This is a genomic window from Permianibacter aggregans (genome assembly GCF_009756665.1).
GTDB classification, from domain to species: Bacteria; Pseudomonadota; Gammaproteobacteria; order Enterobacterales; family Permianibacteraceae; genus Permianibacter; species Permianibacter aggregans.
This window is the reverse complement of the sequence record NZ_CP037953.1, coordinates 2,062,437-2,084,421: the sequence shown is the minus strand read 5'-3', so window position 1 is coordinate 2,084,421 and position 21,985 is coordinate 2,062,437. Positions and strand designations below refer to the sequence as shown.

Below are 21,985 nucleotides of genomic sequence, written 5' to 3'. Positions count from 1 at the left end.
GTTCCAGACGTTTTACGGCATTCCCCATATCCCTGTGAGTCAGATGATGCACATGAACGTTGGGATGAGGGATTAACCCTTTCGCCAAAACTAACCTCGAAATCAAACTTCCCCAGAACCGCAAGCGGCCAGCTCCCTCTCCCCCCGTGAGAGAGGGGGAATCTCGCCTCTCTCACTTCCGCCTAACCCTATTCTGCCGCCGCCGTGCACCAAGCACCGCGCTGCTCCAGGCAAACAAACCGCACAGGTAACTCAGTTCCGTATCAGATTGGGCGCACATTGCGCAGCGCAACTTGCACACTCGTAAAACCCGAGCTACTTTTCCATTCCAGCCCTCGGTTGTACTGGAACAAGGATTTTCCTCTATATGCCTCTCGCGCACCTCGGTTAGGCTCATGTCCCGCCCCAACATACGGAGCCAGCCATGAGCAGCAGCTATCAGCAACTCGTCGAACTTTTCCACGAATGGCGCGCCTTCGAGCACCCGCCGTCCATCGCCGGTGCCCCGGACTACACCGCCAGCCAATTCGAAAAACGCCACAGCGAATTCGAGCGCCTGCAAAAGCGCCTGCACGCCATCAACACCGAAACGATGAGCCGCGATGAACACATCGACTGGCAAATCGTGCAAGCCGAAATGAACGGCTACGACTTTAACCATCGCGTGCTCAAGCCATGGGTTAGAGACCCGGCCTTCTACCAAACCCTGTGGATGGAGCAATCCGATGTGCCCGACCACGAAGGCCCATGCAACCACGCCATCATCGAAGTGTGGCAATACCGCTTTCCGCTAAGCAAACCGGACGCCGAAAAGCTGGGAAAAGCCTTACGCGTTTTTCCCCCACTATTAAAGCAAGCCGAACAAAACCTCACCGGCAACGCCCGCGATTTATGGCTGGCCGGCATCGGCAACTTTCATCAGCAGCACCAAGATTTGCTTTGGCTAAAAAACAAAACCAGCGAACACGCTCAACTTACCCAAACCATCGACGCCGCCATCACCGCCAACCAGCACTTCATTCACTGGCTGGAAAAACAGGCACCAAACAAAACCGGCCCCTCTGGCGTCGGCAAAGAAAATTACACTTGGTCACAACAACACGTGCACCTGCTGCCGTTCACCTGGCAACAAGAAGTGGATTTATTGCAACGCGAACTCGACCGCGCCTGGGCGAATTTGAAACTGGAAGAGCGGCGCAATCAACACCTGCCACCACTCAAAGCCGCGAGCACGCCAGAAGAATACGCCGCGATGGCCGACAAAGCCGCCACGCAACTGATGCGCTTTTTGGCTGAAAAAGAAGTCATGCCGATCAAACCGAACATGGAGCCCGCCTTACGCGAACACCTGCTCGACTTTGTGCCCGAAGCCAAACGCAACTTCTTCGACATTTGCCGCCACTACGACCCACGCGGCCAATACTGCCACTGGTATCACTGGTTCGATCTCGCCCAAATGCGCGACGAGCCACACCCAAGCCCCATCCGCCGTGGCCCGTTGCTCTACAACATCTGGGACAGCAAGAATGAGGGCATCGCCACCGGCGTAGAAGAAATGTTCATGCACATGGGCCTTTACGACGACAGCCCGCGTTCCCGCGAAATCGTGTGGATTATGCTCGCGCAACGCGCCGCACGAGGCCTCGGCTCGCTCTACGCCCACGCCAATGAAATGACCATGGAAGAAGCCAGCCAAGTGCACGTCAAATGGACGCCACGCGGCTGGATGAAAACCGAACCGCATTTGCTCAAGTTTGAGCAGCATTTGTATTTGCGACAGCCGGGTTATGGCACGAGTTATGTGGTGGGTAAATATTTGATTGAACGGTTGCTGGCGCAGAAAGCGGAGCAAATGGAAAGTGAAGGGAAGGAGTTTGTGATGAAGGAGTTTTTTCGAGAGTTTAATGGGGTGGGGTGTGTGCCGGTTATGCTAGCGAACTCTGGGAGAAAAGAGCTCTAACTCCGTTATCACGCCTTCACCACGTTATTCGTTGCTTACATTAAGTAGCGGTTTTTCGTGAGTGTGAAGGACCTCTTCCCCCTTACAAAATCACCGTTTAGTAGTGACATACTTGCGTGCAAATAGGTCCAGCAATGAAATTGAAAATAAGTGCTGTACTTCTCAAAGAGGAAGTAAGAATTGCTGATGCGATATCTAATAAACCAGACATAAGAAGTGTTCGATTTCAGATTGATGAGCACACCGCTCATTTGTTCTGGCGGAAAAGTCAATCACAACCAAAATGGATAGATCTATTCGAGGCTGTTGATGGAATCAATGTCGCGGACTTCAAAAGCGAGAATCCGCAAGCCGTGCTGGCTTTGTTAGTTGAAGAAAGAGTGATCTGTTTTACCTTTGGTCACGCACGCCATTTGATAGAGTCAATTAAAATAGAAAAATACTTCGGCCTAAAAGTCGCTTTGAATATCTCAGATCCAGAGCTGCTAAAGTCAATCGACAAGTCAAGCATTGACAAAGTGCCATTCCAATCGAGAAGCCAGTCTTCAAGATACGTTTCGATCAACGAGTTTGAATTCAAATTCGACTGGGAAATACTTAAGTCTATCACTGGCGTCGTAGAAAGTGCAGAGCGCAGGGTCAGGCCTTACATTTTGCACGGCTGTAGTTAAGCGATACAAAAACTGAAAAGAAAGTGTGTGCCAATGACCAAAAATCAGAGAATAGCCTGGGGCATCGTGCTGCTACATCTACCGTTAATGGTAGGTGCATTGTTGTTTTTCGATCCTGGAGTGGTTCATCCAAAGGCACGGTTTTGGGTATTGCTTTCTACGTTTATACCTTTCTTTGTTGGACGAAACTGGGTTGCGCAAGCGTTAAAACAGAAAAAACAGAATGAATCGCAGCGGCTCTTGATGAAGTCGGGACAGAGAACGAACAAAAGATGGAGCTAGCCAAATGATTGTCGAGTCAGTTTTTACGGGTTTACTGAGTTCCGCGAAATACTTCTTGCCTGTTCTAGTTCTTACACTAATTATCCGCTCGGCTTGGTTCAAAGGGGTGATCGGCGAGTTCGTGATTAACGTGTCCGCCAAGCTGATGCTGGACCGTAATGTTTACCACCTGATGAAGGATGTGACACTAACACTAGAGGACGGCACAACCCAGATTGACCACATCATTGTTTCCCGTTTTGGCGTGTTTGTTGTCGAAACCAAGAATATGCGCGGCTGGATATTCGGTGACGTCAACAAGAAAGTCTGGACCCAAAAAATCTACCGACACACCAACACATTCCAAAACCCTCTGCACCAGAACTGCAAGCATCTGAAAGCCCTCGAAACCTTGCTTGGAATTGATCCAAGCAAACTGTTCTCAGTAGTGGTATTCATCGGCGACAGCACGTTTAAAACCAAAATGCCAGAAAACGTCACGGAAGGTGGCGGCTACATTCGCTACATCAAGTCAAAGAAAGAAGTGGTTTTGTCCGAAGCGGAAGTGTCAGATGTGACCAATAGAATCCAGCAACTGCGCCTAACTCCGGGCATCAAAACCAATCTTCATCACGTCGCCTCTCTGAATCAGCGAAAAGCGCAAACGACAACCAACTGCCCACGCTGCGGCGCTGAAACAATCGTTCGACAGATCAAGTCCGGTGAGCGGGCCGGGAGGCAATTTCGTGGCTGTATCAACTTCCCCAAATGCCGAGGGACACTTGCGATCTAGCCCGAAGCATTCGTGGAGCACTGAGTCAGGCCTTACATTTGACAAGAGAATGTTCGACTTCGATTGCAAGTCGAAGCGATGAATGAGCAGAGAGCAGCGCCAAAACCGATAGGACGGCCAAGAAAAGTCGACGCTGACCCCGAGTAACTCAGACCAGCGAACAATTTATCGAGGGGATCAGGCTCAGACCCTTGTTCGGCGCGCTCTTATGAATAGTGACTTATGGCACTGATGAGTCGCTTGACCACTCTCTAAGCTGATCGCATCAATAGTCTTGAGAGCGATCAAATGCACTTGCACGCCCTGATAATCATGGTGGTTTTTCTAGCACGGTAGGTTGGGCTGATAAGCCCAACAAACCCGAAGCCAAGTTTGTTTTGCGCGGGTTGATGTAGCAAAAGGAGCTTGTCATGCGTTATCGTCGTTCGGATGCGATAGTGAGATGAAATATTGCGTTGGGCTTTGCAGCCTAACCTACGAGCCGACCCTAGGGAGCAGGAAAAGGTGCTAAATAACATCATACGAGAAGGTGGCGTTGCGGCTAAAATGTAGCTCGGGAAGCGAAGAAAGTGATGCCAAAGATGAAAATTAAACGGATTAAGATTAAGTGGTGAGGCAATAGAATACAGTCGCGATTTATGCTCGCGAGTCTAGTGTGTTACAGCGCGCGCAATCGTACTTACCCGTGCTTTGTAGTACACCTCGCGAGTAGGGCGCTTTCATCAAAGCTGTCGAGGATAATTGCTTTAGTTTTAGAGCATTGCAGAAATAGGGAATGAAATGAGTTACGTGCGGTGTGTTGCGCTATTGATGATGACGATCGTTCTTCCGTCATGTCTACCTACCATAACAAACAAAGGTACATTCGATTATCGATATGACCGAAGCGTGGGTGAACAAACTTCGTCGCTCTTAAAGCTCGGACAAGACTACGCATTAAGCTTTTTCAAGATCGACGGGACTTCCGTTGGTTGCGAAGGATTTCCGATGCGCTGTCCTTCTGAGATTCGAGTTACGCCTGGATATCACTGCGTAACTCTTCACTTCCAGAATCGGAAAGGACAGTATGCCGACCTAGATTTATGCGCAAATATTTTGGCAGGAAAAACCTATCTCGTTAAATTTGATAAAGCAGGCTACAAATTAATAAACGTTTGGATTGAAGACTCTGATAAAAATGTTCTTGTCGAGAATGCGGCACTCAATGATGACTGAAGACCGAGCAATGTTTTGAGCTAACATGAGTGCGCGGGGTCAGGCCTTACATTTGACATGGACTGAGACGCTGAGCTTACCAGCCAAACCTACGAGCTAAAACCAACGAACAACTTATCTAGGGGCTTCGGGCTCATACCCTTGTCCGGTGCGCTTTTATGAATAGTGACTTATGGCACTGATGAGTCGCTTGAGTACTCTCTAAGCTGATCGCATCAATCATTCTGAGAGCGATCAAATGACCTTACACGCCCTGATAATCATGGTGGTTCTTCTAGCCCCTTATTCATTAAGTGCCAATGAGACCAACGAGGCTTCAGTTAAAGCGATTACTGAAGCGATGAAACACGACCTGGATGAAGCGGAAGACTTGGTCGTCAATGCGCTGAAATCAGCGCCGGAAAACGCCGAGATTAACTTTTTATGTGGCCGAATCATGGGCCAGCAAGCCGAAGATTCGTTCATCTCAGCCTATAGCTATGCAACGAAATCCCTGAATTGCTTGAAGAAAGCCGTCGAGCTTGCCCCGAAAAATATTGACTATCGCATGGGGTTGATTCGTTTTTACCTTGGAGCGCCCGCTATTGCTGGTGGAGATGAAAAGCTCGCCAAAAAGCAGGTGGAGGAAGTCTATAAGGTCTCTCGCTTGCATGGGCTGAAAGCTGAACTGCTTTACTTAAATGAGCTAGAGGAAGCCGAAGCGTACTTTGCGCTGTTAAAGCAAGCGGTAAATGAATTTCCGAATGTTTCAGAGTTTCATTATCGGCTTGGTTTGCAGCTCCAGCAGCAGCAGAAATATACCGATGCGCACAACAGTTTTACCAAAGCTGCAGCGCTTACTGAAGAAAGCGATCTGAAGTACTCGCTAAATGCCTTGTACCAAGTTGGCCGAAATGCGGTGTTTAGTGAAATGAATCTGGAACAGGGTGTAGGAGCATTAAATCAGTTTATTGAGATTGGCCAGACATCCCCTGATTTGCCCCCGTTAGCATGGGCTCATCTGCGCTTGGCCCAGTTGGCTAAGCTTCTGAATGAGCCTGTGATGATGGAACAACACCTAAAGAAAGCGATGTCCAGCGACGATAAGGAGCTTCATCGTATCGTGAGGCAGCTTAAACGTCAGGCGGAGGAGGCAGCATGAACAGCCGTTCATCGGTTAGCGATAACACCAAGGTTTGGTGGTGCTTAGGTCTGTTCTTATTGATGGAAATACCGGTGCGTTTATGGCTGCAGCCGGACCCTTGGTTGTTGAAGCCAACTCACTGGTACTTCATGCAACCAATGCGCTTTTTCCTGGAGCTTGGCCTGATAGTGTTTCTCGTCGCCGTGATCCGCACGATGCTTCCACAGCTATTCGTCTCGCCCAGGAAGCATTTGGATTTTCTGGTTATAGGCAGTATCGGAAGCATCGTTCTATTCGGTTTTTTGGAATATGAGCAGCTTAAAGCTAGCCTTAGTGTTGAAGCTAGCTATTGGGCGCTTTGGTTTTTCACTGGTTTTTGCATAGGTGTTGGTCAGGAGCTGACCTTTCGAGGCCTGCTGTTCACGTCATTAGCAAAACGTATGAATAAAAATCTCGCGGGCCTTATCACAACGATCATCTTTGTAATCGCTCCCTTGCACTCAGTCAGAATGTTTGATCTGTATGCTGGCGGGCACCTAGGAGTAGTGTTATTGCTTGTAGCGATATACTTTGCAGCGGGCTTTCTTTTCCAGTGGCTTCGGGAAAGAACCGGCGGTGTGATTGTGCCAGGCGTGGTTCACGGCTTTGGCAATGCCATCACATGGGTTGCAGTGTTTTCCTGATTGGGGGCGTGGGCTCGGGTTGAACCTATCTCAGTTTGACGGACAAGTTTATGTTGAGGGAGCGCCATTCAAACCCAAGTCTATATAGGCAATGATATAGCCATACTCTTTATCGGTGAGCTTTCCTGCTCGATGTAGCGCCGTTGCATATTCAAAGGTCCACGGCTTTCCGTTTGGTGCTACGGGAATTGCCAGATCCATTGAGAGTAGGGTTTGATCGAGAATTACATTGCCTCGCTCCGCTGCCTTTTTTGCACAGTAGCTTAGAATGTATTCCACAGCGAACATATCAACAGAAGGTGCGCCACTATATTCAGTTTGACAGGCTGTTTTACGTTCACCTTCAGCCGTAATGTATGGCAGCTCGCCCTTCGTAACACAAGCTACCAAAGGTAATGCCAGCACCATGAATATCAATACTCTCAAACGCTGTACTTCCTAATTGCTAAACGGACTGTTGAACCAAAAAGCGATTGCTGAGCAGCCATCCGGCCTCTTTTCCATAGTAAGTCGAACGACTAATCCCGCACAACTTCATATCTCGAAAATGAAAACTTTTCTCAGGTCGAATTACTTAGATATACAGCGTTCTCAAGGTAAAAGAACACAGCACCATACTCTCCTTTGTGACTAATAGCCCGCGTGGGTGCGACTATTCAAAGACGTAATCATACGAATGGGAGTCAGCGCTGGAGCGTGGGGCTGGACATTACTTTTGAGATATCAATAAATAGGTTTCGCAGGCCATGTGTACTACAATCTTTCGTAGCCGAGCACGGGCCCTGCGTGCGATAAGGTCCGCATCGGCGCTATCTTAAATGCGGACGGCAAAGAAACCACTAGCACATTCCGTTTATCGACTACCAAGCCGGAGACCTCTACGATGCGCGCCATCAGCAAACGCATTCTGACCGGACTCATCACGATCCTGCCGGTCGTGCTGACGCTCTATCTGCTGTACTGGCTGGTAGTATCGACTGAAGCACTGCTTGGCAATTTGCTGCGCTTTGTTCTGCCGACCGGTTGGTACTTTCCCGGTATGGGCTTTGCCGCCGGTCTGTTGGTGGCGTTTATCGTTGGCATGCTGATGCATACCTTGGTCGTGCGCCGGCTATTCGCACAGGGCGAGCGGGCTTTTATCCGCTTGCCGGTGGTCAAATCGATCTATCTCGCCATTCGTGATCTGCTCAATTATTTCTCGTCGGCGAAAGATAACGAATTTCAGCAGGTCGTCGCCGTCTCGATTGGCGACACCGGCATGGAGCTGATCGGATTCGTCACCCGAACAGATTTGCACGAGCTGCCGAAGGAAGTCAGCGAGCGCGATTGCGTGCTGGTGTACTTTCCGATGAGCTACATGATTGGCGGTTACGCCGCGCTGACACCGCGCAGCGCACTGCGTCCGCTGAACATGAGCATGGAGGACGCCATGCGCTTTATCCTTACGGCCGGTGTAACAGGCCAGCGGCCGACACCGATGGAGAAAAAGGAGCCATCGTAAGATGCAGTGCACCGAACAAGAGTGCGAGTTCAGGCCTTACAATTGATATGGCAAAGAATGTTGGGCTTAGCAGCCAAATTTATGAGCTACCTTCGGGTGGTGCTGCATTGCCTTCCTGATTCTTCTTCACGGTTTCGCGTTCATTAACGATCTGAATGGTCTGCTGTACGCGCGGGTCCGGTAGCGTTGCCTGGGCCAGCGCGCCTAACGCTAGCGCCCCAGTTCTCTTTTTCTTGGCCCAAAGACAAAGTTTATAAAAAAACCAGAACAAAGAACCGATCAGCGCCCATGGTAGCAGTGCTTTAATCGCCATTAATGAGAGCTCAGCCAACTTGCTTTCTCTGGGAGTGGAGTCAGAAGCGATAGATTGGTGCGCTGCGAGGATTATCAAGTGAGAGTGTGCTGGATTCGCTTGTATATTTTACACCGAATGCCTGAATGCTTTGGTTAGTCGAGTACGACGCAATCTGCGGTTCGAACAGAAAGCTCGGGCGCCGAAATCGCACTTGATACGAGACACGATGTTGGGCGTGGCAGCGCAACCCACGAACTAATCGGTGTTTTTTTCTAGTTGTGCCGGCAACAAATCTTCCAGAAAAAACGCCGAGAGTTCTGCGCGGCTGTTCAATCCCGCTTTGGCATAAATGGACAAGGATTGCGTGCGTGCAGTTTTCTCAGAGGTGCTTCTCGCCAACGCAATGTCTTTTAGGCTTAAACCTTTTAACAGCAAAAATGCGACTTCCCGTTCAGCCGGAGTAAGGCCCCATTGTGCGAGCTGGGCGTCGATCAGCGTGGACAAACCATTCAGATAATCCCTTGACCGCTGGCGCCATGTTTCCGCCTCTTGCTTCAACTTGATGGAAAGGTGGCGCTCCTTTTTCAAATCGTGACGTAAGCTAACCATGTCGTTGAGAATGTAAAACACGCCTGCCAGTGCGAGGAGTCCTGCTGTGCCTTCAACAGAGAGGTGCCAGAACGGCACGCCTTCCCTGGCGTCGGTGATCAGATCCGCTGTAATCATCGCGGCTATCGCGGAGAGTGTGGCAAGCAAAATCCAACGGTCGCGATGACTCATGCAATATCCTTAATCGAAATCCTGGTGATGTTCATCATCATCGGTTTCATCATAATTACTCTCAATTTCTCCGAGCTGAAGCGGCGTGTCAAAAAGCGTCAGCACGCGGGTATCCGTGTTGAAGTTTTGCCACAAATAGCCGCCAAAACCGATGGTCAATAGAAAGAGTATAACGCCAACGCTGGCGTGCGATGCGACAGGCGCCGTGTCTGCAGAGATTTGTTGTTTTTTACCGGTGAACATGCTTTTGGCCAACGCGTCTTTATGTCTCGCCATGTGCAGGACCACACCAGCGGCATGCAATAGCACGACCACGATAAATAGATCGGCCAGAAACTCATGCACGTCTCCCAGGCTCTCGCCACCGTTGCCTGATGCCATCAGGTAGCCGGTTATCCCCAAACCACCTGCCAGTATCATCATGGTCATCGCCGCCCAGCTCGACGCCGGATTGTGACCCGGCCAGGTTCGACTGCGATCAGAAAAAAGCCCTTTCACATAAGCAAGTAGCTCCTTGGGACGAAGTGAAAAATCGGAAAACCGGGCGTGCCGGCTGCCGAAAAATCCCCAGGCAATGCGCCAGCACAAAACGAAGCACATCATCAGTCCTGCGATCATGTGATAAGAGAACACCAGCGATTCATCGTCCCAGATATTGGCGACCGCAAAAGCCGTCAAAAAGCTGATGGCAAACAACCCGTGAAATATACGAGTCGGTAAGTCATATACACGCGTACTCATAGCAAACAACCCCCTGTGGTTAGTTGTTTGAGCGTATGAATTCGGTCGAGGAGATTCGATGGGCAAATGACCTAAAAGCCAAGTTTCGCCGTCGGTCATTTGCCCTATGAGTGACGACGGTGCCCGCACATCAAGGACCGCAAGATGGCTGGCATTGGTTGACTGCAGTGAGTTTGCCTCTATCTTCGACAATGGGAACGAACGTTTTAGTCCCTTGTTCGTCTTTTGAAAAAGGCGGATATAAATCACGCTTTCTGGGCTTGTTGAATTCAGGCGGGTGACCCTGCAAGGGGCGGACACCATGGGTGACCAGATAGTGATGCATCAAATAGGTAGTTGTTTCCGCAATGCAGAATGATTATCGAGAAAAGCGCGATATAGAATGCTTTGGAATGAAAAAATCAACAGGCAACGCTGAGCTTGGCAAAGCCATGGGTAACACACCACGCTTGTTTTGCTGCTAACGGAGGGAGGTTGAAATGACATCTGTGCGGCTGGGTTGGGTCGGCCTGTTGTTTGGTTTGACAGCCGCAGCAGCGGAGACGAGCCCTCCGCTTGTCTTATTGTTCTATGACCGGCCGCCCTATCTGCAACGCGACCACGAAGGCAAGATAGTGGGCTTGACGGCCTCCGTCGCCACTCAAGTGTTGCAAAGCGCCGGCATCGCTTTCGAATGGCGTGAACTGTCCACCAACCGGCAGTTGATGGCGTTGGAGAAAAACACCGAACCCGCATGCGCTGTAGGATGGTTTCGTTTGCCAGAGCGCGAAGTGTGGGCGAAGTACAGCAAGCCACTGTATCGCGACCGTCCTACCGAGGCTTATCTTCGCCGCGGGCTTACCGTTGAGGCACCAGTACGATTGGCGCATTTGCTAAGTCAAAACGGATTGCGTGTGGTGATCAAAGACCGCTTTACTTACGGTGCCTACATCGATCGGCTTTTGCAAACCGCTCCCATTACTCGCGTTGTTCTCACCAGTGATACCGTCGATATGTTGCGTCATGTCCAAATGGGCCATGCCGATCTGGTGTTCGCCACGGCCGAAGAAGCGGATTGGTTTGAGCGTGAACGCCCACATGTGGTGACCGGTTTGCAGCGCGTGCAACTGGCCGATGCGGAACCCGGTGAGTACCGCCACCTGATGTGTAGCAGAAAGGTATCCGATACAACGATAGAAAAAATCGATGCCGCCATCGATGCTCAGGTTGCAGTTCCTTAACGACGGTTCGGGCGGTGTGTTGCCATGAACCAGTTGTAATCACCTAGGCAAACAATTAGAACAAGGGCTAGAGCCAACAAGCCCTCGAGCCAGGATTGGCTATCGGCTTTCCAGTCTGATAAAAACCCCACTGCGCTTCTCGCAACGATAATCGAGGAAAACCACACAGAATGCCGACGGTAATGAGTACCTTGCTTTTGCTGGGCGTGATCCAGGGCGGCATAACCGGTGTTGGTCTGCTGCTCTACGCGGGCCGCAAGAATGGCACGCATTGGCTGGCGCTAGGTGTGTTGGCGTTGTCGCTGACATTGCTGCGGCTGTGGACGCACATTGTCGGTCTGGAGGCTGAGCCCTTGCTGCGGCGCCTGCCGTTGAGTGTCGACTTGGCGATTATGCCGCTGTTCTATTTGTACGCCCTTTCACTCACGGCGGCACCGACGGCATTGATTCGACGTGCTTTTGCCTGGCTTTTGCCATGGGCGCTGTTCATGGCGTATTCGGTTTCGGTTTACCTCGCGAGCATCGGGCAGCAGAGTGTCGAACTGATGGATGCCGTGGCGGGGCGCTGGCATTACGCGCTGATCAAACAGATTGAGGATCAGCTGACAGTCGGTTTGAACCTGTTGCTGGCGGCGTTGATCTGGCTACGAGTTAGTCGGTATCACAACCGTATTGCGAACTGGGTGCCGGAGCGATTCGCCGCGCTATTGCGATTCTTGAAGATCATCATGGCGCTGGCACTGATGACGGCGGCCGTGAATCTGATCAGTTTTATCGCTCATGACATGCTGAGCCTGGACGATCGCAGCTATGTCAGTCAGGCAACAAACGTTTTCTATGTCGCGCTGGTTTACCTTGCTGGGATCATCGGTTTTCGGCTGAAGGATTTGCCGCAGTTTGCGCCAGTGCCAGCCGAGCCAAGCAGACCTGAGTTAGCCGAGTCGGAGGTAAACGCCAGTTTTCAGCAGCTACAGGCATTGATGCAGAGCGAACAGCTGTTCACCGAACCCGATCTCAACCTGAACGACATCGCCGAGCGCCTGGGTTTAACGGCGTTGGAAGCATCCAAAATGATCAAGGACGGTTCGGGCAAAAACTTCCGAGGCTACGTCAACGATTTCCGCATCGAGGCGGTAAAGCAGAAGCTGAACGACGCCGATTACGCCAAGGTATCGATTCTGGCGATTGCAATGGAAAGTGGCTTTAATTCGGAGTCGAGCTTTTATCGAGTGTTCAAGGCGGCCACCGGTCTGTCGCCAACGGCTTTCCGCGAGCGCGCTGAGCATAGTTCTGATTGAGTCTCGGTTGCCAAGACGTCATATTTGCGTGGTCGGGACGCCATTAACTTTCAAAGGGTCTGGATACTGGCTTGCGCGGGTATGATCCGCCGAATGACTTAATCAGCGTCTACCTTGGACAGCCAGTCCTTAGCGGAAAACGCACTCCCACTTTTTCTGAGAGCATCCATTTTTCGAATGAGAGGAGCTTCCGCGGGTTTTGCTTGAGCATGAGCATTCCTGTTTCGATGAAGGCTCAAACCGTGAAAACCCAGTTCTCCCACTCAATTCTTAACCGTATGACAATCTGCTCGGCATGGTCGTTGGGGCTTATGTTGGGCTGTGCGACAAGCGTAGCACCGCCTGGCATCGAAGAACTGCCAAGATCGCCATACTGGAATGCTCCCGAAGTGCTTGAGTTAACCAGGCATGCCGAGGAGCATCGGTCTGATGCGTTGATTATTGTTCAAGACGAGCAACTGATTTATCGAGCCGGACAAACCGTCGAGAAGATCAATACCCATTCCGTTCGCAAGAGCATCATGGCAGTGCTTTACGGCATTGCTATTGAAAAAGGACTGCTGAATCTGGGCGATACCCTCGAAGGGCTGGGTTATGACGACTTGGAAACCCCGCTGACATCCATCGAGAAACAAGCGACGATCAGAGATTTACTGACGTCCCGCTCGGGCATTTACATCGATGCCTCCGGCCAGAACTGGCAGCGGCCACAGCGCCATTCGTCCAAACCGGGTGAATCATTTTTCTACAATAATTGGGGCTTCAATGCCTTGGGTGAAATTCTCGAGCGCAAGGCGGGTATGCCACTTGGCGAAATCATCGTGGAGTGGTTGGCCAAACCGCTTGGCATGCAACACTTTACCGGCAACGATGTCGATTGGGACAACATTGACGGCTCCAGCGTTAAGCAGTACGTCATTTACATGAGTGCCGACGACCTGACTCGTGTGGCGCTGCTGGTGGCGAACGATGGGGTTTATCAAGGCAAACGACTGGTGTCGGCGAACTGGATTCGGGAAATGACCACCGCGCATTCATCGGCCGAAACCGATGCGAAGAAACTTTTTGGCGGCGGGTTTTTCGACGGCTATGGCTATCTGTGGTGGACCCGTTATCAACATGGTCGTCGCCTGATTTGCGCAGATGGCTGGGGTGGTCAATACATCATCATCGACCCGGAAACTCGTCTCGTACTGATTAACCGTCGCAACACCGGCACGCATCTGCTGGCGCAAGGATGGTTTCTTTGGCGTGGAGAAGAGACAGACCGGCCATATATCTATCAGCTATTCGAAAACATCAATCAGCTTCTGCGCGCGAAAGAGGCGAGCTCCGCAAGCGTGCCGTAGCGTGCACCGCATCGCATGCTTTACGCACCAAGTTCGCTACAAACTTGACACATAACGCTACAAAGAAACGTGGCTTGAGCTTCATGTCGTCGCTCACAATCGGCTTAGATTCGGACTGGCATCGACGTTTTCTTCTCCGACCGAATCACACGACGTGGAATCAAAACACTACCGTAATCAGGAGGGACGTATGAAGCTGAAGTCACTATGGCTGGCTGCATTGAGCTGCTGTCTGCAGGCAACGGTTTTTGCCGATGGTATCGATGATTTCAATCAGAGCTGGGTCGGGCAGGCACTCGCCAAACAGCGTTTGCTGGATCGATTTGCGCCGATGGCCGACAACAATATTCCGGGTACGCATAATTCTTACAACTCGGAAGCTTACCGAAGCTGCAACTTCTCTGTTGGTTGTCGTTATCTGGACCCACAGCAAAAGTACAGCATTCGTGACCAGTTACGGATGGGCGCCAGATTCATCGAGATCGATGTGCACTGGACCACGAAAATGGAGAGTTTGTTTTCCTGGCCGAAGCGGTTGCTGATGTGTCATGGCGTTTGCAGTCCCAATGACAAATACCTGACCGAAGGATTGGACGAGATCAAAGCTTGGCTAAACAGTGCAGACAGCAACGATCAAGTACTGATTCTTTACATCGAAGATCATATGTCCGGCCGCTACCAGGAAGCGTTTGATCAGATCAACGCGCGTTTCGGTGACAAGACTTTCAAAAGCAATGGCTGCCAAAGTATCCCCAATACCTTGAGCAAAGACACGGTGCTCAAAGCCGGAAAACGGGTGCTGCTGTGGGGCGACGGTGGTTGCAGCAGCAACACCGCTTGGAAGCAAACGGCGTTTACCGGTCTAGGCGATATTGGCCGAATCTGGGAAGACCGGACGGCGCTCGGCACCATCAAAAACGTCATTGAGGGAGGCAGCACGAAATACATCAGCGCCAATGATGTCTCTACGTTCTTTCGTGAAGGCGCCAATATCGTCAACCTTGACAATATGGTGACGTCCGATGGCCGACTCACTGCCGCCGTGTGGAGTTGGGATAACGGTGAACCGAATAACGCCGGTAATGAAGATTGCGCAATGCAGTGGAGCAATGGCCGCTGGAATGACGCAACGTGCCACAGCTACTATCCTTACGCCTGTAAGCATCGTGCAACGGGGGCATGGCAGATCACAACGCAACAAGGGCAGTGGCAAAACGGCGCAGCAGCCTGTTCAGCATTAGGCAATATGTTTGACTTTGCCGTGCCAACCAACGCGCAGTCGAATCATGCCTTGAAACTCGTCAAAGAAGTCGCAGGTGTTCAGAACGTTTGGCTGAACCACGACGACGGGCAGCAAGAAGGTGTGTGGAAGGTAGAAGGCCGATAATAAAGCGGGGTGATATGCGCACTAATGCCTATCACCCATTTATTTTGCTGATAGCATCAGGTTGCGGAACGATCACTTGACTGAGCAAAGCAGAGATGGCATCGCCGAAGAGTTCGTAAAGATGAATTGCGCACCCCAGCATAGTTATGTTGGGGCTTTTGAACGCGCACCATATAGATAGTGTTTGGCATGCTCGAGCTGGTACGGCAGGTGGGCAGCAGGCGGTAATTGGCGTATTCCAACTGGTAACTACAACACAAATGTGCATCCCAATGCGCAGGCTGCTTTTCACGTCAACAACGCGATAATAAGAGCCGCCAGTAGATTGCACTATTGACGTAAGATACCAAAATCTTAGCCTGAACTTTTGACAACGAAAGTTTGCTCATCCGGACAACGCCTTGGCTATTTCTGGCTGTCATCGCTGAATATCAGGAGGAAATCGTGGAGACCACACATCGCATTTTCACGACGCCGTTCTCGAAGGTGTACCCGATGTATGTACAAAAAGCGGAGCGGAAAGGCCGAACTCAAGCAGAAGTTGATCAATTAATTGCTTGGTTAACTGGATATGATCAGAACGGGTTGCATCGGCAGCTGGAGAGACAAGTTGATTTTGCCACCTTCTTTGCGGAATCGCCTGCGTTCAATGCCGACAGCAAGCTAATCAAAGGCGTGGTTTGCGGCGTGCGTGTGGAGGAAGTCGCTGATCCGCTGATGCAAAAAATTCGTTACCTGGACAAGCTGATCGATGAACTGGCGAAGGGCAAGGCAATGGAAAAAATCATCCGGCGCTAGCTTCCATGGCGCGCGTCGAAAGCACAAGGCAGAAGAAGATGAATCAACCCCCTAAGCCATGGGCAGTTGCAATGGCTTTATTTTCTCTTGGGACCACAAGTGCCAACTCGGCTGAACCGGTTTCGTTTTCGTTGAAAGTCGATGAGACGGCGGTGTTCTTTCCCACCGATGCCAGTTTCGATGAAAAAGCCGGGCAGTGGCAGGTACCGATTCATGGCTGGGTGTACGAAGTCGAGCAAAGCGTGGTGCGAAAACATGCGGCTGCGGAAGTGCTGGAGCAAAAGTTTGAGCTCTTGCTGACGGCCGAATCCGAACCAATCTTTTCCGAGAGAGTTGATTTGCTGCTTGCCGACAATGAGCGCGGCAAACGGTTATGGATTCGCTTGTGCGGTGAGAAATTTGCGCTGAATGAGTCAGAGCCGAATGGGCACACTCATACGATGTTGTCGATCTCGGCAGATGTCGCTTCTGTTTGTGCAGACGCTGGCTACCTGCATTATCAGCTGCTGTTGTCACCCGAAGATACTCAGCAGGTCACCGGTCGCGTCCGCTTGCTCTCGCACAATGGCTTTTCGCTAATCAGCGACATTGACGACACCGTGAAAATCACTGAGGTTACCCATCGAGAGCGCTTGTTGGACAACACGTTCTATCAACCATTCCGTGCAGTGCCTGGCATGCCAGCAGCCTATCAGCGGTTGGCGCAAAACGGCGTACAACTTCATTTCGTGTCATCAAGTCCTTGGCAGCTCTATCCAGTATTGGAAGCGTTCCGCGAGCACGTCAACTTTCCTGACGCGAGTTATTCCTTGAAGTATCTACGCTTCAGAGACTCCGATTTTTTCAATCTGTTCAAATCCGGTGAAGAAACCAAGCCGCAGCAAATTGAAGCCCTTCTACAGCGCTTCTCGGGTCGACAGTTTATTCTGGTTGGCGACAGTGGCGAGCAAGACCCGGAAGTCTACGCGCAGATGTTGCGTCAGTATCCGGAACAGGTACTGGGTTTTGCTATCCGGTTGATCGACGATAGCGATCAAGAAGCTCGCTTTGAGGCGTTGATGCGCGGCCTTGATGAAAAAAAGGCTCTGTGGTTTCGAGATCCTGAGCGATTGCCATTATTTTTCGCTAGCTTGCAACGAGAGCCGTGAAGATAGTCTGTATCAGACAGGTATCACTAGAATTGAGACGTAAGTGTAGTTGAGCGAAAAGCTTTCGTTGGGAGTGGAGATGACAATGAATATCGAGCTGAGCCGCAGCGCGCAAAAAATCCGGGATGTGTTGAACGCTAATCACGTCGAAACAGCCGTCATTGAATTACCGGCGTCGACGCGAACCGCCGCAGAGGCAGCGCAAGCGATCGGGTGTACGGTTGCCCAGATCGCCAAATCCATCATCTTTCGAGGGGCGGTTACCGGCAAAGCGGTACTGGTGGTTGCCAGTGGCATAAATCGAATCAATGAAAACAAAGTGAGCGCCCTGATTGGTGAGCCGTTGGCAAAAGCGGATGCCGCGTTCGTTCGTGAAAAAACCGGATTTGTCATTGGCGGTGTGCCGCCCATCGGTCACATCGAAAAGCCGATAACCATTGTTGATGAAGACATTTTGCGATTGGGCGACATATGGGCCGCTGCCGGCACACCCAACTCCGTGTTCCGCTTAACCGGGGAACTACTGGTTCAACTGAGCGGAGGTTTAGTGGCGGCGATAAAGTAGCGCCACTGAACCAATTGTCACAGCCAGAGAAATGCCCCTCCAGATAGGCGTCCACCGGCCCATAACCCTCCAAAGAAAATGTTCTAAAGCGCCGCTGGCAAAACACCGAATAGCCGGAGTAGAGTGGCGCCCGCGCTGGGTAGCGCAAACTCGATTGTGGCGTACGAGTAGGAAATAACGGGCATAACAAGGAGATTGCCATGAATGCCAATCAAGTTTTGTGGGAAAAGGGAGACTTTACCCGTATTGCCGAAACCATGCGGCAAAGCGGCGAGCAATTGGTGCATCGAATAGGCATCAAAAAGGGCATGAAAGTATTGGATGTCGGTTGCGGTGATGGCACGACAGCGATTCCGGCCGCGCGTCTCGGCGCCGACGTGCTCGGTGTGGATATTGCGCGTAATCTGGTGACCGCCGGCAATCGCCGTGCGCAAGCGGAGAAGCTCAGCAACTGCCGTTTTGTTGAAGGCGACGCCTGCAATCTGCAAGCAATCGCTGATGGTGAGTTCGATGTCACGATGTCGATTTTCGGTGCGATGTTTGCACCCAAGCCCTTTGAGGTTGCTCGCGAACTGGTGCGGGTAACGAAAAATGGCGGAAAGGTGATCATGGGCAACTGGATTCCCAATGACCCAACCCTGGTCGCGCAAATTCTGCGCATCAGCTCGGCCTACACGCCACCACCACCCGAAGGATTCATCAGCCCGATGACCTGGGGTATTCCCGATAACGTTGCACAACGTTTTGGCGAAGCCGGTGTGCAGCCACAACAGATCACTTATACCCGTGAAACCTTTACGTTCGATGTGCCGATAGCGCCGCCGGCGTTCATGAATCGGTTCAAAATGTTTTACGGTCCGACGATGAATGCGTTTGAAGCAGCGGAAAAAAATGGCCGTGACCGCGAGCTGGCAGACGAGCTAAAAACCTTGTTCGTCAGCCAGAACAAAAGCGGTCGTGATGATGCAACGACCATTGATGCTACGTTCTTGTTGGTCAGTGTTGGCGTGTAGTCAGGATTTCTCCTCCCTGTTTGTAGGGAGGAGAAATGGTGCTGAGAGCAAAGGCATATTTGGGTGGCAGGATCTAAGGTTGCGTAGGTAACTCGCAACTTTGTCCGCCGCCCAACCGCTTGCTCAATTCTTCGCAAAGTTTCCGAGCACCGTCATGATCGCCGGCTTGCCAGCGCAACTCAGCCATGCGCCGTGTGGCCTCGGCATGTAGCGGCATTTGATCGAGTACGCGGCGATACCAGAACTCCGCTTTGGCGACATCACCACGGCTGCGGTGTCGGTCGCCAATCAACACGCCCAGCTCGGTAAACCATGGCAAAACCCGTGCGGATTGATCAGGGTAGACGCGTGTCATCGCTTCGTAGGCTGCTTCCAGGTACGGTAAGGCTTCGCTATTTCGGCCGGTAATTTCCAGCACATCCGCGATATTGATCATGGCACCCCAGGCATTGCCGTCGAGTTGGATGGCCTGTTGGTAACTGGCCAACGCCGGTTCAAATTGTTCGCGCGCACTTTGCACAAAACCGAGGGCTTTCCATGACTCGGCATTATCGGGCTCAAGTTGCACCGCGTATTGCGCCAGTTGTGCGGCTCGGCTCAATAACTCTTGCGCGGCATCGGTGCGGGTGTGGCCATTGGCGATCGCTGCGCCGAGATTGGTGTAGTCGGCTTGCTCAGAATGATTATGCGCTGGCCGTTGCCAGCGTATGACCTTTTGCACCAACGCATTGGCAAGGCCGGCGTAAGCAGGGGCGTAGTCCGGTTTGCTGGCGATCAATTGCTCAAACAGCGAAATCGCGCTTTCATTCCCGGAGCGCGAATACTGGGCATAAAAGTCATTGGCACGGGTGCTGATTTGCTGACTGGTGTTTTCTACTGGTGGTGACGAGGTCGGAAAATAGCGAAACAGTAGAATGCTGGCGACTAACAATAACACCACGGTGACCAGCACGTTTCGCCACCGCGACACGCGCATATCGGCGGCGATGGCCGTTGATGCGAATTGCTCGAACAAAGCGCTTTGAGTATCGTCAGCGGCTGGAGATTCGATACCGATTGAATCGGTCTTGGGCAACGGCATTTCCTGATGCGTTCGCACCGGCGCTACCAGTCGATAACCGCGTTTCGGCAGCGTTTCGATGAATTGCTGTTGCTTGCCGTCATCACCGAGTGCTTTGCGCAGCTTCGACACGATGCGCGCCAGCGTATCGTCGCCAACTACCGTTTGCGGCCATAGCCGCAACATGATGTCGTCGCGCGAGACGACGTTCCCCGGCTGCTCTGCCAGCAGTTGCAATAGCTCAACCATCTTCGGTTCCAGCCGGCGTGTTTCGCCACCATCGGTCAGTTCGCCGGTCGTCGGATGCAACCACCAATGGCCAATAAAAATAGCGCCCACTTCGCGCGAAACTGACATGTCTAGGCCTCTGGTCAGGAAAAAGTCAGGAATTCAGGAGCAAATGCGCTTGTTTTATAACACCCGAGTTTTTCAAATGAAAGCACCCATCGCGTTGCTGCCAACGCCGCAACGGGCGACCATATCCGCTATCAACAAGGAGCAACAACATGCCTCACTGGTACCAGCGCGTCGCGCAAAGTCTGATCGCTGCCTGGCTATTGTTCAGCATCGGCAGCGTGGCCGCCGACAGCAACGCAGAAATCTTGAGCGCCGCACAAGTTCGCGAAGATTTCGTCGAGCTGTATCAAACGCTGCAGGAAGCGCATGTCAATCTTTACTCGCAGCGCAGCAAAGCTGAGTACGATGCGCTGTATCAGCAGATGTTCAGCGAATTCATCAAACCGTTGCCACGCGATCAAGTCGAAATCGCCTTTCAGCGCTTTGTTGCGTTTGGTCGTGTCGCTCATGCCCGCATTGATGGTTTGCAGCAACGCTTTGTCGCCTTTCGCCAACAAGGAGGGCGAGCGTTGCCAATCGGCATCCGTATTCAGGACGGCAAGGTCTGGATTGCCGATAACTATAGCGGCGTGGCAACCGTGCAACGCGGCGATCGGCTATTGGCGCTGAATGGTATGCCAATCGCGACCGTGTTGCAGCAAGTTGGGGCGCATGTCTCTGCCGACACCGAGTACCTGCTGCATACCATGCTGGAGCTGTGGTTTCCGGCTTTGATCTGGCAAGAATTTGGGCCGTTATCGCAATTTCAATTGACGCTGCAACGCGCTGAGCAAACGCCGCAGGTCCTCACCATCGACGCTAAAACACGAAGCGAAGCGCAAGCTGCTGATGCCAAGCAAGCGCCGGTTCTGTCGCTCGATTGGGACCAGCGTGAAGCGCGCATCATCAACGGTGAGCGGGCCGCCATTGGTTATCTGCGGCCTGGTCCTTTCTACAACAATGAACCGGGCGCCAATGATGTTTGGGATAACCGTGCGTTCGTCGAATTCATTGACCAGCGCTTCAAACAATTCATCGACGCCAAGCTGCCGGCTGTGCTGATCGACTTGCGCGACAACCCCGGCGGTGACAATTCTTTCAGTGACCACATGCTGAATTGGTTTGCCGACAAGCCTTATCGTTTTGCCTCTGACTTTCGCATTCGGGTCAGCGCCGCGACCACCGCTAGCAATGCCCGTCGCATCCCGCCAGACGAGAGCAAGCATGGCAGTATCGCGCAGCAGTATGCCGAACTGTATGCGCAACATCAGCCAGGTGATGTGGTGTCCTACGAGTTTCCCTTCAACACACCGAAAGCCGGGCCGCGTTATCACGGTGAAGTGTTTGTGCTCATCAATCGCCGGTCCTACTCCAACGCTGTATTGGTAGCGGCGATTGCCCAGGATTATGGTTTCGCCACCGTGCTCGGTGAAGAGACCGCCGATCTGGCCACCACGTATGGCGCCATGGAGCAGTTCACTTTGACTCACAGTGGCCTTGTAGTGGGTTACCCGAAAGCGTATATCATTCGGCCGAGCGGCAATACGACGGTGCGCGGTGTGCAGCCTGACTGGCCAATCAAAACCCCTATCGTTGAAGCCGCCGATGACCCGGTGCTGCAGATAGCGCTAGCGCATATTCGTGCGCGAATGAACAATTGATAATCAACGCCACGCCAGAGAAGCGGCGCAAGGCGTTTACCCAAGCACCGATATGGTCCACCAAAGCAACGCAATGGTGGCGTGCCATTGAGAAATTGGGGCATGATCAGCGCTGATAAAAAGAACC

At 51.8% G+C, this 21,985-nt stretch carries 21 protein-coding genes; 16 read left to right on the top strand and 5 right to left on the bottom strand.

The genetic code is table 11. From position 1 onward, the window contains the following. Positions 1-424 precede the first annotated feature (424 nt). From E2H98_RS09275 to E2H98_RS09250, 6 genes are all read left to right on the top strand, one after another. Complete coding sequence (locus tag E2H98_RS09275; RefSeq protein WP_133592282.1) at positions 425-1,960, top strand: DUF885 domain-containing protein; 1,536 nt, start codon at positions 425-427, stop codon at positions 1,958-1,960. Between the two features lie 134 nt (positions 1,961-2,094). Continuing rightward, positions 2,095-2,631: a TIGR04141 family sporadically distributed protein gene (locus E2H98_RS09270; protein WP_133592280.1), complete on the top strand. Its 537-nt coding sequence runs from the start codon at positions 2,095-2,097 to the stop codon at positions 2,629-2,631. A 286-nt stretch (positions 2,632-2,917) separates the two neighbouring features. After that, positions 2,918-3,685, top strand: coding sequence for an NERD domain-containing protein (locus E2H98_RS09265; protein ID WP_133592278.1), 768 nt, complete (start codon positions 2,918-2,920; stop codon positions 3,683-3,685). An 888-nt stretch (positions 3,686-4,573) separates the two neighbouring features. Further along, the gene (locus tag E2H98_RS09260; RefSeq protein WP_133592276.1) at positions 4,574-4,900 is read left to right on the top strand and encodes a hypothetical protein; all 327 of its coding nucleotides are present in this window, start codon (positions 4,574-4,576) and stop codon (positions 4,898-4,900) included. 238 nt (positions 4,901-5,138) lie between these two features. Continuing rightward, complete coding sequence (locus E2H98_RS09255) at positions 5,139-6,041, top strand: tetratricopeptide repeat protein (RefSeq protein WP_133592274.1); 903 nt, start codon at positions 5,139-5,141, stop codon at positions 6,039-6,041. Continuing rightward, positions 6,038-6,706: a CPBP family intramembrane glutamic endopeptidase gene (locus tag E2H98_RS09250; protein ID WP_133592272.1), complete on the top strand. Its 669-nt coding sequence runs from the start codon at positions 6,038-6,040 to the stop codon at positions 6,704-6,706. Before E2H98_RS09255 ends, E2H98_RS09250 begins: the two co-directional genes overlap by 4 nt. 48 nt (positions 6,707-6,754) lie before the next feature. On the opposite strand, the gene E2H98_RS09245 is transcribed toward E2H98_RS09250, so the two are convergent. Next, on the bottom strand, positions 6,755-7,132 hold the full coding sequence (locus tag E2H98_RS09245; RefSeq protein WP_133592270.1) for a hypothetical protein: 378 nt from the start codon (positions 7,130-7,132) through the stop codon (positions 6,755-6,757). A 457-nt stretch (positions 7,133-7,589) separates the two neighbouring features. Between E2H98_RS09245 and E2H98_RS09240 the strand changes: the two genes are divergently transcribed. After that, the gene (locus E2H98_RS09240) at positions 7,590-8,207 is read left to right on the top strand and encodes a DUF502 domain-containing protein (protein WP_133592268.1); all 618 of its coding nucleotides are present in this window, start codon (positions 7,590-7,592) and stop codon (positions 8,205-8,207) included. A 79-nt stretch (positions 8,208-8,286) separates the two neighbouring features. On the opposite strand, the gene E2H98_RS09235 is transcribed toward E2H98_RS09240, so the two are convergent. The 3 genes from E2H98_RS09235 to E2H98_RS09225 all read right to left on the bottom strand — a co-directional run bounded on the left by E2H98_RS09235 (position 8,287) and on the right by E2H98_RS09225 (position 10,272). Next, the gene (locus E2H98_RS09235; RefSeq protein ID WP_133592266.1) at positions 8,287-8,520 is read right to left on the bottom strand and encodes a hypothetical protein; all 234 of its coding nucleotides are present in this window, start codon (positions 8,518-8,520) and stop codon (positions 8,287-8,289) included. 237 nt (positions 8,521-8,757) lie between these two features. Then, complete coding sequence (locus E2H98_RS09230) at positions 8,758-9,282, bottom strand: helix-turn-helix transcriptional regulator (protein WP_133592264.1); 525 nt, start codon at positions 9,280-9,282, stop codon at positions 8,758-8,760. Between the two features lie 9 nt (positions 9,283-9,291). Next, entirely contained in the window at positions 9,292-10,272 is a 981-nt protein-coding gene (locus E2H98_RS09225; protein WP_198325278.1) for a cytochrome b/b6 domain-containing protein, read from the bottom strand. 230 nt (positions 10,273-10,502) lie between these two features. Between E2H98_RS09225 and E2H98_RS09220 the strand changes: the two genes are divergently transcribed. From E2H98_RS09220 to E2H98_RS09185, 8 genes are all read left to right on the top strand, one after another. Further along, on the top strand, positions 10,503-11,243 hold the full coding sequence (locus E2H98_RS09220; RefSeq protein ID WP_133592260.1) for a substrate-binding periplasmic protein: 741 nt from the start codon (positions 10,503-10,505) through the stop codon (positions 11,241-11,243). A gap of 182 nt (positions 11,244-11,425) precedes the next feature. Then, positions 11,426-12,541: a helix-turn-helix domain-containing protein gene (locus E2H98_RS09215; RefSeq protein ID WP_157591321.1), complete on the top strand. Its 1,116-nt coding sequence runs from the start codon at positions 11,426-11,428 to the stop codon at positions 12,539-12,541. A 71-nt stretch (positions 12,542-12,612) separates the two neighbouring features. Beyond that, positions 12,613-13,890, top strand: a complete 1,278-nt coding sequence (locus E2H98_RS09210; protein ID WP_133592256.1) for a serine hydrolase domain-containing protein — start codon at positions 12,613-12,615, stop codon at positions 13,888-13,890. Positions 13,891-14,080: 190 nt separating this feature from the next. Next, positions 14,081-15,277 carry a phosphatidylinositol-specific phospholipase C domain-containing protein gene (locus E2H98_RS09205; protein ID WP_133592254.1) on the top strand — a complete coding sequence of 399 codons (1,197 nt, stop codon included), beginning with the start codon at positions 14,081-14,083 and terminating at the stop codon, positions 15,275-15,277. A gap of 444 nt (positions 15,278-15,721) precedes the next feature. Next, a complete protein-coding gene (locus E2H98_RS09200; RefSeq protein ID WP_232475482.1) occupies positions 15,722-16,075 on the top strand; it encodes a DUF2200 domain-containing protein in 354 nt (117 codons plus the stop codon). A 71-nt stretch (positions 16,076-16,146) separates the two neighbouring features. Then, a complete protein-coding gene (locus E2H98_RS09195; RefSeq protein WP_157591320.1) occupies positions 16,147-17,223 on the top strand; it encodes a phosphatidate phosphatase App1 family protein in 1,077 nt (358 codons plus the stop codon). 85 nt (positions 17,224-17,308) lie between these two features. Then, positions 17,309-17,788, top strand: a complete 480-nt coding sequence (locus E2H98_RS09190) for a YbaK/EbsC family protein (protein WP_133592250.1) — start codon at positions 17,309-17,311, stop codon at positions 17,786-17,788. A 200-nt stretch (positions 17,789-17,988) separates the two neighbouring features. Further along, on the top strand, positions 17,989-18,801 hold the full coding sequence (locus E2H98_RS09185; protein ID WP_133592248.1) for a class I SAM-dependent methyltransferase: 813 nt from the start codon (positions 17,989-17,991) through the stop codon (positions 18,799-18,801). Between the two features lie 73 nt (positions 18,802-18,874). Here E2H98_RS09185 and E2H98_RS09180 read toward each other — a convergent pair whose 3' ends face one another. Further along, positions 18,875-20,218: a winged helix-turn-helix domain-containing protein gene (locus tag E2H98_RS09180; RefSeq protein WP_133592246.1), complete on the bottom strand. Its 1,344-nt coding sequence runs from the start codon at positions 20,216-20,218 to the stop codon at positions 18,875-18,877. Positions 20,219-20,367: 149 nt separating this feature from the next. On the opposite strand from E2H98_RS09180, the gene E2H98_RS09175 reads away from it, so the two are divergent. Beyond that, complete coding sequence (locus E2H98_RS09175) at positions 20,368-21,858, top strand: S41 family peptidase (protein ID WP_133592244.1); 1,491 nt, start codon at positions 20,368-20,370, stop codon at positions 21,856-21,858. Positions 21,859-21,985: the final 127 nt, after the last annotated feature.